The 16,470-nt window shown below is 74.8% G+C and carries 6 protein-coding genes; 3 read left to right on the top strand and 3 right to left on the bottom strand.

Annotation, left to right across the window (positions count from 1 at the left end; translation table 11 throughout):
- Positions 1–79: 79 nt before the first annotated feature.
- The 3 genes from ABGB01_RS19840 to ABGB01_RS19830 are packed head-to-tail and all read left to right on the top strand — an operon-like array spanning position 80 to position 3,289.
- On the top strand, positions 80–961 hold the full coding sequence (locus ABGB01_RS19840; protein ID WP_347775023.1) for a thiamine pyrophosphate-dependent dehydrogenase E1 component subunit alpha: 882 nt from the start codon (positions 80–82) through the stop codon (positions 959–961).
- Positions 958–2,115 (top strand): alpha-ketoacid dehydrogenase subunit beta, encoded by a 1,158-nt coding sequence (locus ABGB01_RS19835; protein ID WP_347775022.1) that lies wholly within the window; start codon positions 958–960, stop codon positions 2,113–2,115. The genes ABGB01_RS19840 and ABGB01_RS19835 overlap by 4 nt, the downstream gene beginning before the upstream one ends.
- Positions 2,108–3,289 carry a 2-oxo acid dehydrogenase subunit E2 gene (locus ABGB01_RS19830; protein ID WP_347775021.1) on the top strand — a complete coding sequence of 394 codons (1,182 nt, stop codon included), beginning with the start codon at positions 2,108–2,110 and terminating at the stop codon, positions 3,287–3,289. The genes ABGB01_RS19835 and ABGB01_RS19830 overlap by 8 nt, the downstream gene beginning before the upstream one ends.
- Here the strand turns inward: ABGB01_RS19830 and ABGB01_RS19825 are convergent.
- The 3 genes from ABGB01_RS19825 to ABGB01_RS19815 are packed head-to-tail and all read right to left on the bottom strand — an operon-like array spanning position 3,260 to position 16,469.
- The gene (locus ABGB01_RS19825; RefSeq protein ID WP_347775020.1) at positions 3,260–8,608 is read right to left on the bottom strand and encodes an amino acid adenylation domain-containing protein; all 5,349 of its coding nucleotides are present in this window, start codon (positions 8,606–8,608) and stop codon (positions 3,260–3,262) included. The genes ABGB01_RS19830 and ABGB01_RS19825 overlap by 30 nt on opposite strands.
- Positions 8,605–14,961, bottom strand: coding sequence for an amino acid adenylation domain-containing protein (locus ABGB01_RS19820; RefSeq protein ID WP_347775019.1), 6,357 nt, complete (start codon positions 14,959–14,961; stop codon positions 8,605–8,607). Before ABGB01_RS19820 ends, ABGB01_RS19825 begins: the two co-directional genes overlap by 4 nt.
- Positions 14,958–16,469: a condensation domain-containing protein gene (locus ABGB01_RS19815; RefSeq protein ID WP_347775018.1), complete on the bottom strand. Its 1,512-nt coding sequence runs from the start codon at positions 16,467–16,469 to the stop codon at positions 14,958–14,960. The genes ABGB01_RS19820 and ABGB01_RS19815 overlap by 4 nt, the downstream gene beginning before the upstream one ends.
- Between the last annotated feature and the right edge of the window lies 1 nt (position 16,470).

Raw genomic sequence — 16,470 nt, 5'->3', positions numbered from 1 at the left:
CGGCGGCACCGCCGTCCTGGACGCGATGTGCGGGTGTTGTATACGCTTTCAGGAGGTTTTCCTGGTGCTCGAGGAGCCTATGGACAGACTCTCTGACGACGACCTGGCGCTGCTGCTCCTCATCCGGTCCTTCGAGCTGAAACTCCTCGAGCTCTTCGAGCGGGGCGAGCTCAACGGCACCACCCACACCTGCCTGGGGCAGGAGTACGTCCCCGTGTCCCTGCGCCCGCTCCTGCGCGAACCCGACTGGGTGTTCAGCAACCACCGCGGGCACGGGCACTACCTGGCCAGGTTCGGCGACCCCGAAGGGCTGCTCGCCGAGATCATGGGCAGGAAGGGCGCCCTCTGTGAGGGCGTCGGCGGCAGCCAGCACCTGCGGCGGGAGCGTTACCTGTCGACCGGGGTGCAGGGCCAGAGCCTGCCGGTCGCCGCGGGGGTGGCGCTGCGGCTGAAGCGGCACGAGCCTGGCGCGCTGGCGTGCGTGTACATCGGTGACGGCACGTGGGGCGAGGGCTCCGTGTACGAGGCCCTGAACCTGGCGCAACTGTGGCGCCTGCCGCTCCTGGTCGTGGTCGAGCACAACGGCATCGCCCAGTCCACGCCCACGGCACTCCAGATGGCGGGGACGATCGAGGGCCGGGCGCGGGCGTTCGGCATCGGCCACCACCGCGTGGACCTGTTCGAGATCCCCCGCATCCGGGACGGCCTGGCGCCCCTGATCGACTCCGTGCGCGCCGACCCCCGTCCCCTGGTCGTCGAGTTCGCCACCCACCGCCTCGGCCCCCACAGCAAGGGCGACGACACCCGCCCGCCCGGCTTCCCCCGCACCGACTGGTACGCCGCCTACCGGGCCGCCCACCCCGCCCAGGCGGCCAGGATCGAAGCCGAGGCCCGCGCCCGCGTCGACGAGGTCGCCGCCGAGGTGGCCGCCCGCCCACCGGCGGCCTGGACGGCGGCGTGAGCCCGGGGGAGCCCGCCGGGCGTCCGGGGCCCGCCGTCCGGCCGGTCGCGGACCGTGGCGGCGCCCGGGTGGGCGAGGACCTCAACCGCGCCCTCCACGGCCTTCTGGAGGACGACCCCTCCGTGTACGTCCTCGGCGAGGACCTGCTCGACCCCTACGGGGGCGCCTTCAAGATCACCAAGGGCCTGTCGACCCGTTTCCCCGACCGCGTCCTGACCACCCCGCTCAGCGAGGGCACCATCGTCGGGGCGGCCTCCGGGCTGGCTCTCGCGGGCGGCAAGGCGATCGCCGAGATCATGTTCGCCGACTTCGCCGCGCTCGCCTTCGACCAGATCCTCAACTTCGCCAGCAAGTCCGTCACCATGTACGGCGCCCGCGTCCCCATGCCGCTGGTGATCCGCTGTCCCTCCGGAGGCCACCGCGGGTACGGACCCACGCACAGCCAGAACCCGCAGAAGCACTTCATCGGCATCCCCGGCCTGTCGCTGTTCGAGATGTCGCCGTTCCACGACAACCGGGCCGTCCTCGACCGCATGCTCGCGCTGGGGGAGCCGTGCCTGCTCTTCGAGGACAAGGTGCTCTACACGCGGCGCATGTATCCGCCGGGAGTGGCGGAGGAACTGTTCCGATGGGATCTCGTGGGCGATGTGGCGCTTGTGCGCCTCGACCCGGCGGTGACCGGCCCCGGGACCGGATCCGGCACTGGTTCCGTGCCGGCGGTGACCGGTCCCGGTTCCGCGCCGCTCGCCGGTGCTCCGGAGATCCCTCCCGGCGACCTCGACTACGTCGTCATCGTTCCCGGCGGGCTGGCCCACCGCGCGCTGGCGGCCATGCGAGCCCTGCTGCTCGATCACGACCTGGCAGGAGTGCTCCTGGTCCCCTCCCGCCTGTACCCCTTCGACCCGGCGCCCCTTGCCGACCTGCTCGGGCGGGCGCCGCTGATCTGTGTCGCCGAGGACGGCAGCGCGGGCGGCACCTGGGGCGGCCACGTCGCCGCCGACCTGCACACCCGGCTCTGGGGGCGGCTCCGGCGGCCGGTCAAGCTGGTCAGCTCGGCCGACAGCGTCATCCCCACGGCCGCCCACCTGGAACGGGACGTGCTGGTGCAGGACAGCACGATCCGCCGCGCCGTACTGGAAGGGCTCGATGGTTGAGATCCGGGTGCCCAAGCTGAACTCCAACGACTCGGAGTACGTGCTGGTCGCCTGGCTGGCACCGGACGGGGCGGCGGTGCGCGCGGGCGAGGCGGTGGCGGAGGTGGAGACATCGAAGACGGTGGAGGAGCTGGTCAGCGAGCACGACGGCGTTCTGGCCCACCTGGCGCCGGCGGGCCGCGACATCGCCCCCGGCGACCCCATCGCCCGCGTCACCTCCCCGGCCGCCGCCGGCGGCCCGCCTTCCCGCCACCCGCCCGCCTCCCCCGCCGCCGCGCCGACGGGGGCGGGGACCGGTGATGGGCCGTTGGTCACCGCGCCCGCTCAGGCGCTCATCGACGAGCTGGGCGTCGACCCTGAGCGGGTACGCGCGCTCCCGGTGAAGGTGGTGCGCCGCGCGGACGTCGAACGCCTGGCCGCCGCCGGCCCGCACGCGAGCCCGGCACGCCGCGAAGGTGGTCTCGACGGCAGCGAGCCCGGATCGGTGACCGTCGATCGAGGCACGCCCGTGACCGGCGGTGGGAGCTTGCGGGCGTTGAGCGGGAACCAGCGCGCCGTCGGCAGGACCGTGAGCCTCTCGCACCGGACCGTCCCCGCCGCGTTCGCCGCCGTCAAGGTGGACGTGGGGGAGGCCGTCGCCGCGGCGCGCGACCTCACCCGGCGGCTGCGCATGCTGGTCGGCCTGCCCGACCTGCTCATCTCCGCCGTCGCCCGCCTGCACCACGACTTCCCGCTGTTCTTCGCCACCCTCGTGGACGAGGGCGCCGCGAGGGTCCCGGACGCGCCGCACGTTGGCGTCACGATCGATCTCGGCACCGGCCTGTACGTCCCCGTCATCCGGGACGCGAACACGAAGTCCGTGACCGAGATCGCCGGGGAGCTGGGCGCGTACCGCAGGCTGGCGCAGCGCGGCGGGTTCAGGGAGGAGCAGCTGGCGGGCGGCAACATCGTCGTCACCCTGCACCACGACGCCGGCATCGTCATGGCCGTGCCGATCGTCTTCCCCGGCCAGGCGTGCGCCGTCGCCCTCACCTCCCCACAGCCGGAGGGAGAGCGTACGGTGGCCGTGGTCGGCCTCGCGTACGACCACCGGCTGATCAACGGCAGGGACGCCGTGCTGTTCCTCCAGGCGCTGCGGGAGACGTTAGAGGGGGCGCCGGCCGAGGGCCTGTAGGCCCACCAGGTCGTCGGGCAGGGCGTCGGCGCCGTCGTCGACCAGCGACGGCAGCCGGGAGCGCAGCGCGGCCAGCGCCAGCACCGCCATCGCCACCGCGAACAGCACGTACATCAGCCCGACGCCGCGCCCCTCCCCGGTGCCGACCAGCGCGCCGGCCGTGGACGCGAGCGGCCCGTCCGGGGCCACCAGCGGGTCGAACACCGCCGCCCCGTACGGCGCCACGAGCCCGAACCCGAGCGGCAGCGTCGACCAGGCGATCAGCGTGTTCAGCGCGAACACCCGGCCGTGGAACCGCTGCGGCACCTTCACCTGCACGATCGTGGCGTAGATGCCGTTGAGCAGCGTCAGCCACAACGACATCCCGAACGCGCCGACGCCGATCGTCACGAGATCCGCGCGCAACCCCGTGACGAGGCAGAACGCCGCCAGCGCGAGCGTGCACCAGAGCACCGCCCGCATCCGGTGCCGCCCCGGCCCGCCCCAGACCGTCATGGCCAGGCCGCCGATCAGCACCCCGAGCCCCGACAGGAAGGAGATGCGCCCCACGTCCCGCAGTTCGGCGAACGAGAGCACCAGCGGCGAGAGCATGAGGAAGAGCGGCGACAGGAAGATGTTCAGCGCCGCGAAGAACAGCAACATCCGCCGGAAACCGTGGTGGCCCCAGGAGTAGCGGAACCCGGCGACCAGTTCGGCCACGACCGGCTCCTTGCGCCGCCACGCCAGCCTCGCGGGGAAGCGCACCAGCGACGTCACCACGATCGCGAACGCGTACCCTGCCACGTCCAGGATGAGGATGCCCTCCAGCCCGATGACGGCCATCAGCCCGACGGCGGCCAGCGGCACGAGCAGCTGCGTCATGCCCCCGGCCATCTGCACGATGCCGTTCGCGTGGCCGAGGTGGCGCTTGGGGACGAGCTGCGGGATGGCGGAGCTGTAGGCCAGGCGCTGGAAGGTGAGCGCCACGGACAACACGGCCAGCAGCGGGTAGACGTGCCAGGTCTGCAGGTTGCCCGTCCAGAGCAGGACGCCCAGCATGAGCTGGGTGCCCATGGCGGCGTAGTCGCCGGCGAGCATGACGGTGCGGCGGTCGTTCCTGTCGACCACGGCTCCCGCGAGCGGCGCCACCAGCATCCCCGGCACCAGGCCGATGACGGCGAGCAGGGCGAACTGGGCGAGCGAGCCCGTGGTCAGGTAGATCCAGATGGGGATGGCGAACTCGGTCAGGGCCGACCCCATGATCGAGATGAGCTGCCCGCTCACGACGCCGAGGAAGCGCCGCATGCTCGGCTCCGGCGCCACCGCCGGCTCGCCGGGGTGCTCGCGGGCCGCGGGCCGGTGGCCGGGGTCCGTCCTGGACACCTCGCGCAGGCGCCAGTTCGGTCCTGACGCCTCGCCTCCCGAGGCCACGGCCCCGTGGACGCCGGTGACGATCTCGGCGAGCTCTTCCGCCCGATATTTCAGGAAAAAGTGGCCGGCCTCGTCCAGCTCCACCACGGCCGCCACCGGCGTCAGGAAGTGCCACTCCCTGAACCGTTCCTCGAAGTACTCGGTCGCCGGGTCCCGCTCACCCGCCACGCTGATGATCGGCGCCCGCAGCGGCGTCACGGAGCTCCGGAACAGCCCGGTGAAATACTCCTCGGCCGCCTCCGTGTCCTCGCGCATGTTCCTGATGATGTGCCGCGCCTGCCCCGGGTCGAGGTCGCTCATGTCGAGCCCCATCGACGTCAGCCAGTTGGCGTAGCTGCGGTCGCTGCGCATGTACTCGCGCCTGGCCAGCCGCGACAGAGCCGCCAGCACCCGGTTGCCCGGCCGGGCGAAGGGGAAGATCGCCCCGATGTACACCGCTTCGAGCGACCGCCCGGCCGCCTCCAGCCGCCGCGCGATGGCCACGGTCAGCGCCGACCCGACCCCGCAGTGACCGTACAGGGCCAGCGGTCCCCGTACGTTCCGCAGGATCTCCTCCACACAGCGCTCCGCCACCTCCTCCAGGGGCTGCGGGTCCTCGTCCAGGCCCACGTCGTGCCCGGGGATGGACACCGCCCACAACGCGTGCGTCGCCGGCAGGGCGTCGGCCAGCGGCTGGTACGCCACCGCCGCGCCCCCGCCGTACGGGACGCACACGTACGTGAGGTCGGCGGGCCCGGCCCGGCGCGGCGTCAGCTCGTGCAGGAGGGGGCGCGGCCCGGTGGCTCCTCCGTCGGCGTGGGCGGCCAGCTCCCTGACCGTCGGGTGCTTGAACAGGTCCACCACGGCGACCGGCGCCGACCCCTGCGGCAGCTCCCTGCGTAACCGTGCCACGACCTTGATGGCGAGCAGCGAGTGCCCGCCGGCGTCGAAGAAGTCGTCGTCGATGCCGAAGTCCGCGCCGCCGAGCACGTCCGCCCAGACGGAATGCACCAGGCGCTCGGTGCCGGTGCCCGGCTCGGCGCGCGTGCCGCCCGCCTCGGGGGCGGCCGACGGCGCGGGCAGGCGGCGGCGGTCCACCTTGCCGTTGGCCGTGAGGGGCAGCCGGTCGAGCGGGACGAAACGGGTGGGGATCATGTACGCGGGCAGGGTCCCGGCGAGGTGCGCCCGCAGCCGCACCGGGTCGGGGCCGGCGCCGGCCACGTACGCGACGAGCTGCGCGGCGGTGCCCTCCCCGTCGGTGGTCACCACGCACTCGGCGACGTCCGGGTGACGGGCGAGGTGGGTCTCGATCTCGCCGAGCTCGATCCGGTAACCGCGGATCTTGACCTGGGCGTCGGCCCTGCCGAGGAACTCGATGGTGCCGTCGCCGGTATAGCGGCCCAGGTCGCCGGTCCGGTAGAGGCGCTCGCCGGTGCGCGGAAGGGTGACGAAGGAGGCGGCCGTCCTGTCCGGGTCGCGCCAGTAGCCGGTGGCGACGCCCGCGCCGCCGATGTACAGCTCGCCGGGCACGCCCACGGGGACCTCCCGCAGCCCGGGGCTGAGGATGTGGAAGGTCTGGTTGGCCAGCGGTCGGCCGTACGGGATGGACGTCCAGGACGGGTCCACCGCGCCGATCGGGTACGAGATGGACCAGATCGAGCCCTCGGTGGCGCCGCCCAGGCTGACGACCTCCGCGTCAGGGGCGAGCGCGCGGATGCGGTCCGGCAGGGTCAGCGGGATCCAGTCGCCCGAGAGCAGCACCAGGCGCAGTGAGCCGAGGTCGGTCCCCTCGTGCTCGGCGTGGTCGACGAGCAGCTCCATCAGGGCGGGCACGGAGTTCCAGACAGTGACGCGCTCCTCGGAGACCAGGCGGGCCCAGGCGGCCGGATCCTTGTCGCCCGACGGGTCGCCCATCACGAGGGCGGCGCCCGCGGCGAGGGCGCCGTAGACGTCGTACACGGACAGGTCGAAGCTGAGCGCCGACAGGGCGAGGAACCGGTCCGCGGGGCCGATCCGGTAGCGGTGGTTGAGGTCGCGCACGGTGTTGACGGCGGCCCGGTGCTCGATCACCACGCCCTTGGGGGTGCCGGTCGAACCCGAGGTGAAGATCACGTACGCGAGGTCGCCAGGTGTGGCGGGGTTCTCCAGCGGATCGCCAGGGGCCTCCGGGACGGTGAGGCGGGTCAGCCCGGCCGGCCAGGCGAGGCCGAGCCACGGCTGGGTGACGGCGATCTCGCACCCGCCGCGCTCGATGAGCTCGAACCGCCGCTGGTCGGGCAGATCGGCGTCGACCGGCAGGTACGCGGCCCCGGCCAGGTTGATCGCCAGGACGGCGGCGACCTGCTCCCAGCCGCGCTCCATCACCACCGCCACGAGCCGCCCGGGGCCGGCGCCGGCGCTCACCAGCTCGGCGGCCAGCGCGCGGGCCCGCCCGAGCAGCTCGGCGTAGGTCAGCGCGCCGCCCGGATGGACCACGGCGACGGCGCCGCCGTCACGGACCGGGTCCGTCAGCAGCCCGGGCGGGCCCAGGTCGGCGGCGGTGTCGTTCCACCGCCGCCGCTCCTCCTGCTCGGCGGAAGTCAACAGGTCGAGCTCCGCCACCGGCGTCTCCGGGGCGTCCGCCACCTGAGCCAGCAGCGTGGCCAGGTGCCCCGCCATGCGCTCGACCCGCCAGGCCGAGAACAGCGCGGTGTTGTAGACGAACAGGAACGACCCGTCGCCTCCGGTGTAGAGCTCCAGGTCGAACCGGGTGGCCCAGCGCCCCGGCTCGAACCCCTCCATGGCCAGCGCCCCCGCCTCCGGCTCGCCGCCGTAGTTCTGCATGGCGAGGATCACCTGGAAAACCGGCGAGCGCGACGGCTCCCGCGCCACGTTCAGCTCCGACACCAGCCGCTCGAACGGCACCTCCTGGTGCGTGTACGCGTCCGTGGCCGTGTCGCGCACCCGGCGCAGCAGCTGCGCGAACGTCGGCTCGCCTGACAGGTCCACCCGCATCGCCAGCATGTTGACGAAGCACCCGACCAGCCCCTCCAGCTCCGGCACCATCCGGCCGGCGACGGGCGAGCCGATCGTCACGTCCCGCTGGCCCGCGTACCGGCCGAGCAGCACCGCGAACGCCGCCAGCAGCACCATGTACGGCGTTGCGCCGTGCTCGCGCCCCACCCGGTCGAGCCGCCCGGCCAGCTCCGCGCCGACGGAGAAGTGGTGCGCCGCCCCCGCGTGGGTCGGCTCGGGAGGGCGCGGCGCGTCGGTGGGCAGCTCCAGCGGCTCCAGCCCGGCCAGCCGCTCCCGCCAGTACTCCACGTCGCCGCCGGGCCGGTCCCGCTGCCAGGCGGCGAAGTCCCCGTAGCTCACGGGCAGGTCGGGCACCGGCTCCCCGCCGCAGAGCGCCACGATCTCGCGCAGCAGCACGTTCGCCGACCAGCCGTCGGCCGCGATGTGGTGCACGGCGATGGCCAGCACGTGGTCGCCGGCGGCCAGCCGCACCAGCAGCGCCCTGATGACCGGCCCCGACGCCAGGTCGAACGGCTCGGCCAGGAACGGGCCCACCAGCTCCCTGGCGGCCTCGGCCGACTCCGCGTCCGCGACGGTCAGGGGCAGCGCCGCCTCCCGCGCGACCAGTACGGACGGCTGCCCGTCAGGGCCCGTGGGGAACGTCGTGCGCAGCGGCTGGTGCCGGGACACGATCCGCTCCAGCGCCGCCTCCAGCGCGTCCGCGGTGAGCGGGCCGCGCACCCGCCGCACCAGGGGGATGGTGTGCGCCGGGCTGCCGGGGGCGTACTGCTCCATGAACCACAGCCGCTCCTGCGCGTACGACAGCGGTGGCGCCTGCCCGGGCGGCAGCGCGGGGATCGACGGCCCGGCCGCCGGGCGGCGCCTGCGCAGCCGCTGGGTCAGCAGCGCCCGCTGCGCCTCGCTCAGTTCCGTCATGGGCCCTCCCGATCCAGCAGGCTCCTCGCCTGCTCGTCGGACAGCACCGCCACCTCGGCGGCCAGCGCCTCCTCGACGGCGACCGCCAGCGCGGCCACGGTACGGCGGTCGAACAGGGTGCGGATCGGCAGGTCCACGCCCGCCAGGGCGCGCAGCCTGGCGGCCACCCTGATCGCGAGCAGCGAGTGGCCGCCGAGCGCGAAGAAATCGTCGAAAGCGCCGATCTTGCCGGCGCCGAGCACCTCCGCCCACACGTCCGCGACCAGCTCCTCCGCGTCGGTGCGCGGCGGCACGTCGCCGCCCTCGGCGGGCCCTGGCAGGGGCAGCGCGTGCCGGTCCAGCTTGCCGTTGCGGGTGAGGGGGAGGGCGTCCAGCACGACCCAGTGGGTGGGGACGAGGTGCGGGGGAAGCCTGCGGGCGACGTACTCGGCGGGCTCGGGCGCGGGCGCGGACCCGCCGGACGTGCCGGACTCGCCGGGGACGATGTAGGCGATGAGGTCGCCGTCCCTGGCGAGCACCGCGGCCTGGCGCACGTCCGGGTGCCCGAGGAGACAGTGCTCGATCTCGCCCGGCTCGATCCGGAACCCGCGTACCTTCACCTGGTCGTCCAGCCGCCCGAGGAACTCCAGCTGCCCGTCCCGCCGCAGGCGCACCCGGTCGCCGGTCCTGAAAACGCGGCCGCCCGGCCCGGTGGCGAAGCGCGGGTCGTCCCCTCCGAGGTAGCCGCGGGCCACGCCGGGCCCGCCGACGTGCAACTCGCCCGGCGCGCCCGGAGGCACCGGGCTTCCGTACGCGTCGAGCACCCTGACCGTGGTCGCGCGGACCGGGCGGCCGATGGGCGGGCGCGGGTCGCCGCCGCGCAACTCGGCGGCCGTGGCGATGATCGTCGTCTCGGTCGGCCCGTAGGTGTTGACCAGCCGCACCCGGTCCCCGAACCGCTCCCGCCAGCGCTCCACCGCCCCGGCCCGCACCTGCTCGCCGCCGAGGATCACCAGGCGCAGCCCTTCGGGCCAGGCCACCTCGTCGATCATGCCCACCAGGTGGTGGAAGTAGGCGGTCGGCAGGTCGAGCACGGTGACGCCGGGCCGCCTGGCGAGCAGCTCCGGCAGGGCGGTGCCGCCACCGGGCAGCAGCTCGACCGTGGCGCCCGCCGCCAGCGCCGGGTAGATCTCCTCCGCGTGGGTGTCGAAGCCGAGCGCGGCCAGCTGGACGACGCGGTCACCGGGACGCAGGCCGTAGACGGCCCGCATCCACCGCACCCGCTCGGCCAGCCCGGCGTGCTCGACCACGACACCCTTCGGCGCGCCGGTCGATCCTGAGGTGTAGAGGACGTACGCGGCCCCGCCACAGCGTTCGTACGCCGCCCCGGAGTGTTCGTGGGTCGCCCCGCCGGAGTGTTCGTGCGCCACCGCTTCCCCCTCCGGCGCGACGTGGGGTCCTCGCGCCGGGCCGTCCTCGATGACGAGGCCGTCCATGACGACGAGGGACGCCACGGAGGCCATGGCGCGCAGGCGCTCCTCCGGGTAGGCGGGATCCAGCGGGAGGTAGGCGGCGCCGGCCCGCCAGATCGCCAGCATGGCCACGACCGCGTCGACCGAGCCGCCGGCCATCCGCAGCCCCACCACGACCGTCGCGCCCCGCCCGGGCGAGTCACCAGTCGTGTCACCGGCCAGTTCCCCCGCCAGTCTCCCCGCCAGCTGGGCCACGCGCCGTTCCAGGTCGGCGTACGTGACGGCGTCCTGGCCGCGGCTCACGGCCACCCGGTCCGGGTACGCCGCCACCGCCTGCGCGATCAACTCCGGCACCAGGGCCGCGGGATCGGGGCCGTCCCCGCCCGCGGCCGCCCAGCCGGGCGGAGGGCAGCTCGCCGTCTCGATCAGCGCCTCGTCGGCGGCCGTGAGCACCGGCAGGCGTGACAGCGGCGCGTGCCGGTTTCCGGCGTCGGCCACCCCGCGCAGCAGCACCTCGAACCGCCCCGCCAGCCCGGCCACCGTCGCCGCGTCGAACAGCCCGGCGTCGTACCCGAACGCCACCCGCAACCGCCCGGACGCCCGCCACGCCTCCACGGTCAGGTCGAACTTCGCCTGCCGGTACCCGTCGTCGAAGAACGACATCCGCAGATCGCCCAGCCGGTCCCGCGCCCCGTCGCGACCGGCGAGCTCGGCCGTCTGGCCGTTCAGCGCGAACATGGTCTGGAACATCGGCTTCCTGGTGACGTCCCGCTCCACGTCCAGCTCCGCCAGCAGCTGCTCGAAGGGCACGTCCTGGTACGCCATCGCGTCCAGAACCGTGCCGCGCGTGCGGGCCAGCAGCTCCTCCAGCGTCGGGTCGCCCGACAGGTCGCCCCTCAGCACCAGCGTGGTGCTGAGGTAACCGACGAGCGGCTCCAGCTCCACCCGGTTCCGCCCCGCCGTGGGCGAGCCCACCAGCACGTCGTCCTGCCCGGTGTGCCGGGACAGCAGCAGCTGGTACGCGGCCAGCAGCACCATGAACAACGTGACCTGATGCCGGCGCGCCGTCGCTTCCAGCGCGGCCAGCAGGTCGCCGGGCACGTCCAGCAGGTGGACGCCGCCGCGCGAGGGCTCCGCGCCGTGCGGCCGGTCGGTGGGCAGGTCCAGCGCCGGCGGGTCGGCGAGCTGGGCCCGCCAGTACTCCAGCGCCTCCCCGGTGTCCTGCTCGCGCTGCCAGAGGGCCACGTCCCCGTGCTGCACGGCCAGGGCGGGCAGCCCCGGCGGGCCGGACGCGACAGTGTCCGGCGCCGCTTCGAGCAGGGCCGCTTCGTACAGGGTCGCGAGGTCGTCCAGGAGGACGGTGATCGACCAGCCGTCCGCGACGATGTGGTGGAGCACCACGCACAGCACGTGGTCGGCGGGGCCGAGCCGGATCAGGGAGACGCGCAGCGGTGGCGCCGCACCGAGATCCAGCGGCGCGTTGGTGCGGGCGGCGACCAGCGTGCGGGCCTCGTCCTCGTCGCGGGCGTCGAGCCGTTCGACGCGGACGGGGGAGGGGCGCTCGACGACGGCCACCGGCCGGCCGTCCACCTCGGGGAAGCGGGTGCGCAGCGACTCGTGCCTGGCGACCAGCCCGGTCAGCGCCCGCCGCAGCGCCTCGTCGTGGAGCGGGCCCTGGAGCCTGCGCACGACGTACATGTTGTACGAGGCGTCGCCGGGATCGAGCCGGTGCAGGAACCACAGGCGTTCCTGGGCGGGGGAGAGCGGCGGCAGCGTGCCCGCGGGGCGGGGCCGCAGCGGCCTGCCCGGCGCGTCCCCCTGGTCGTCCAGGGTCGCGGCGAACCCGGCCACGGTCGGGTGCGCGAACAACGCCCGCAGCGGCGCGGGCGTGCCCGCGGCCGCCAGCCGGGCGATGACCCGGGTCGCCAGCAGCGAGTGGCCGCCGAGCGCGAAGAAGTCGTCGCCGGCGCCGAGGTCGCCGGTGCCGAGCACCTCGGCGAAGATCCGCGCCACCTGCCGTTCCCTGGCGGTGGCCGGCCGTCCGCCCCGCCCCGCCGCGGGACGCGACGGGGCGGGCAGCGCCTGCCGGTCCACCTTGCCGTTCGGGGTCAGCGGCAGCGCGTCCAGTGCCACGACCGCCGAAGGCACCATGTACGCCGGCAACCACTCCGCCGCCCGATCCAGCAGGTCGCCGGGAGCGCCGGGCGCCACGTAGGCCACGAGCACATCGTCCCGCGCCACCACGGCGGCCTCGCGCACCCGCGGATGCCGCAGCAGCGTGGCCTCGATCTCGCCGGGTTCGACGCGGTGGCCCCGCACCTTGACCTGGCCGTCGTCCCGCCCGAGGAACTCGAGGGTGCCGTCGCCGAGCCACCGGACCCGGTCGCCCGTCCGGTACCGGCCGCCGTCGAACGGCTCCGGCGGCTCCCCGGGCCCGCGCAGGTAACCGAGGGCGACCCCCGCGCCGCCGATGACGAGCTCTCCCGGCACGCCGACCGGAGCCGGCGACCCCCACCGGTCGAGCACCTCGACGGTCGTGTTGGTCAGGGGCCGGCCGATGCTGACCCGCTCGGGTGACTCGGGCACCTCCCAGGCGGTCGACCAGATGGTGGTCTCCGTCGGCCCGTACATGTTGAACAGCCGCCGCGCCCGCCGCCGCAGCCTCCTGGCCAGCGCGAGTGGCAGGGCCTCGCCTCCGGCCAGCGCGACCAGCCCGGCCGGGTCCAGCCCGCCGGCCAGCAGCATGCTCCAACCGGACGGCGTCGCCTGCACGTGCGTCACCCCGGACCGGGCGACCAGCCCGGCCAGCGCCACGCCGTCCCGCGCGGTGGCGTCGCCGGCCAGCACCAGCCGCCCGCCCGTCACCAGCGGCAGGAACAGCTCCAGCCCTGCGATGTCGAACGCCAGCGACGTGCTGCCCAGCCACGCGTCCCCTGGGCCGGATCCGAGCAGGTCCGCCATCCCGGCCAGCAGGTTGACCAGCGCGGAATGCGGCACGGCCACCCCCTTCGGCACCCCGGTGGACCCCGACGTGTGCAACACGTAGGCGGCCGTGCCAGGCCCGGGACCGGTCTCCGGCGCTCCGCCGCCCGGCCCGGTCTCGATAGGCCCGGTCTCGATCGGCGCGGTGTCCGGCACCGTCTGGACCGGAGTGCCGCCCGGCGTCGTCTCGATCGGCACGGAGAGGGGCAGCGTCCTGACGTGCTCGGGGAGGGGGGCCGACGGTCCGGCGAGCGCCACGCGTACCCCCGCCCGATCCACCATCCCGGCGACCCGCGCCGCCGGCAGCGCCGGATCCACCGGCAGGTAGGCGGCCCCCGCCAGCATGACGCCGAGGAGCGTCCCCGGCAGGTCGGCCGTGCGGGGCAGGCACACCGCCACCACCGACCCCGGCCCGGCCCCGCACGCCCGCAACTGCCCGGCGACCGCCCGCGCCCGCGCCGCCACCTCGGCGTACGTGCGCCGCTCCCCGTCGTGCCCCCCGCCGTGCTCCCCGTCGCACTCGACGGCCACCGCGTCCGGCCGCGCCCGCGCCTGCCGTAGGAAGAGGTCCACCACGGTGCCGCCGGGCACGGCGAGCGCGGCGCCGTTCCAGGTCGTGGCGACCAGCTCGCGCTCCCCGGACGGCAGCACGTCGAGCTCGGACAGCCGCGCCTCCGGGCGGCCGGCGACCGAGGCGAGCAGCGTACGGAAACGGGCGGCCAGCCGGTCGGCGGACGCCTGGTCGAACAGGTCGGCACTGTAGACGAACGCGCCGTGCAGCCCGTCGCCGTCGGGCCACAGGTCCACCCGCAGGTCCACCATGGCGGGCGGCACCCCGTGCGGGAACGGCGTGCTCTCCAGGCCCGCGAACGTCGCCGCCTCGCCGTAGCCGACCGCCGCGTTGTGCAGCCCGAACATGGTCTGGAACAGCGGCGTGCGGCTGAGGTCGCGGTCGATGTCGAGCGCGGACAGCACCCGCTCGACGGGCGTCTCGCCGTGCGCCATCGCCTCCAGCACGGTACGCCGGGTCCTGCGCAGCAGTTCGGTGAACGGCGGATCGCCCGACACGTCGCCCCGGAGCACCAGAGTGGAGGCGAACAGCCCCACCATCGGCTCCAGCTCGGGCCGGGCCCGCCCGGCGGTGGGCGTGCCGACCAGGATGTCCTCCTGCCCGGCGTGCCGGGCCAGCAGCGCCTGGTAGGCGGCCAGCAGCACCATGAACAGCGTGCAGCGCCCGGCCCGCGCCAGCCGCCGCAGACCGCCCATCAGCGCCGGGTCGAGGTCGAAGTGCGACTCGCCGCCCCTGCTGCCGCGACGGGCCGGGCGCGGGCGGTCGGCGGGCAGGTCCAGCGGCGTGGCGCCGGCGAGCTTGCCCGTCCAGTAGCCGACGTCGGCGTCCGCGGCCCGCTGCGCGTCGGCGTACCCGGCGTACGTCACCGGCAGCTCGGGCAGCGCGGCCGGCGTGCCGTGCGCCCGGGCGGCGTAGCACCTGGCCAGGTCGTCCATGAGCACGTTGAGCGACCAGCCGTCGCCGATGATGTGGTGCAGCACGACGCAGAGCACGTGGTCGCCGTCGGCCAGCCGGATCAGCGTGATCCGCAGGGGTGGTGCGGCGCCCAGCTCGAAAGGGGTGTTCGCGCGTTCCTCGCACAGCCGCTCGGCCTGCTCGGGCGTCGCGAGCTCGGCCAGCTCGACGGGTACGCGGCCCGGCGGGTCGACCACGGCGACCGGCTGGCCGTCGGCCTCGGGGAACCTGGTGCGCAGCGCCTCGTGCCTGGCCGCCACGTCGGCGAACGCGCCGGTCAGCGCCCCGGCGTCGAGCGGGCCGCGCAGCCGGCGCGCGACGACCACCCGGTAGGCGGGGTCGGCCGGGTCGAGCCGCTGCAGGAACCAGAGCCGCTCCTGCCCGAAAGAGATCATGCGCGCAGCTCGCTCACCGCCGCCGCCACCCCGGTGACCGTGGGATCGTCGAGGAACACGTCGAACGGCACCTCCACGCCGAGCCGTTTCCTGATCCTGGCGCTGATCTGGGTGATGGTGAGCGAGTGGCCGCCCAGGTCGTACAGGTCCTCGTCGGGGGCGACGTCGTCGATCCGCAGGACCTCCATCCAGATGAGCCGTACCTGCTCGACCAGTTCGCCGTCCACGGCCCCCGCCTCCCGCGCCGGCGCGGGCGCGGGCGGGCCGCCGGAGCCCGCGGCGACCGGCGGCGGGGCGGCGGCGGGCCGCGCGCGGGCCGGCGCCAGAGCTGTCAGGGGCACGTCGGGGTCGGCACCGGCGGCGGCCAGCACGGCCCTCAGATCGTTGCCTGCCGTCTCCACGTCCTGCGCGGACACGAGGTCCGGGCTGTAGTGCAGGGTGAGCCGGAGCCCGTCGTCGCCGTCCACGGCCTGCAGGTGCAGCACGTTCCTGACCGTGCGGTTGGACATCTTCCACTCGGCCGACGTCCGCAGGCCGGGGAAGACCACGTTCGCCGCCCGCCGCCGGAAACTGATCGACACCGGCGCCAGCGCGGGCCGCGGTCTGACCCCGCCCGCGGCGCGGGCCGCGGGGACGTCGCGGAAGCGGTTCAGCTCGCGTACCTCCGCCCTGAGGGCGTGGGCGAGCTGCCTGAACGTGGTGTCCGGCTTGGGGGCGGAGTAGACGGGCAGCTCGGTGGCGAACAACCCGATGTGGTCCCGCGTCCCCGCATGCCGGGTGGACATGGCGATGGCGACCGCGACCTCCGCGTTGCCGTAGGCGTACAGCAGGCCGTGCACGGCGGCGAGGAACGCCTCGAACCGCGTGACCCCGGCCGCCTGCGCCGCGGCCATCTCGCCGGTCAGGTCGAGCAGGACCTCCTCGGCGCGGCCCGCCGTCCCCACGGTCCTGGCCGTCCCGTCGATCACCACCTCGGACGCGTCCCGCCAGCGGGACCGCCAGTACGCGGAGGCCTCCGGCGGGATCGCGAGCGGCGCACCGTACGGCATGGGCAGCGGCGGCGGCGCCTCACCCGCGTAGGCGGCCGCCAGGTCGCGCGTCAGCAGGTCCTTGGACATGCCGTCGAACACCAGGTGGTGCCCGACGAACAGCAGCACGTGCCGTTCCGCGGCCACCTCGGCCAGCGTGAACCGGGCCAGCGGCCCGCGCCCGAGGTCGAACGGCCGCGCGATCTCCGTACGCAGCAGGTGCTCCGGATCATGCGCGCTCGTGAACACCACGGGCGGCCGCCCTGCGGCCGGCACCAGGTGCAACTCGCCGTCGCGCTGCTCGAACGCGCACCTCAGCACCGGATGGCGGTCGACGACCGCCTCGCACGCCCGCACCATCGCCTCCCGGTCGAGCGGCCCGTCGAACCAGAGGGCGAACGGCATGTGGTAGGCCGTGCCGGTGCCGTGCAACACCTCGGTGATCCACATGCCGTGCTGCGCCTGCGATGCCAGGACCATG

This window comes from Nonomuraea sp. B5E05 (genome assembly GCF_039880665.1).
Classification (GTDB): domain Bacteria; phylum Actinomycetota; class Actinomycetes; order Streptosporangiales; family Streptosporangiaceae; genus Nonomuraea.
Note: the sequence above shows the minus strand (reverse complement) of the source record. Positions and strands in the feature narration are given on the sequence as shown.

Excerpts from the sequence above, each read along its gene's own strand:
- ABGB01_RS19840 (WP_347775023.1), top strand. The coding sequence starts at position 80 with ATGGACAGACTCTCTGACGACGACCTGGCGCTGCTGCTCCTCATCCGG.
- ABGB01_RS19830 (WP_347775021.1), top strand. The coding sequence starts at position 2,108 with ATGGTTGAGATCCGGGTGCCCAAGCTGAACTCCAACGACTCGGAGTAC.
- ABGB01_RS19825 (WP_347775020.1), bottom strand. The coding sequence starts at position 8,608 with ATGACGGAACTGAGCGAGGCGCAGCGGGCGCTGCTGACCCAGCGGCTG.
- ABGB01_RS19820 (WP_347775019.1), bottom strand. The coding sequence starts at position 14,961 with ATGATCTCTTTCGGGCAGGAGCGGCTCTGGTTCCTGCAGCGGCTCGAC.
- ABGB01_RS19815 (WP_347775018.1), bottom strand. The coding sequence starts at position 16,469 with ATGGTCCTGGCATCGCAGGCGCAGCACGGCATGTGGATCACCGAGGTG.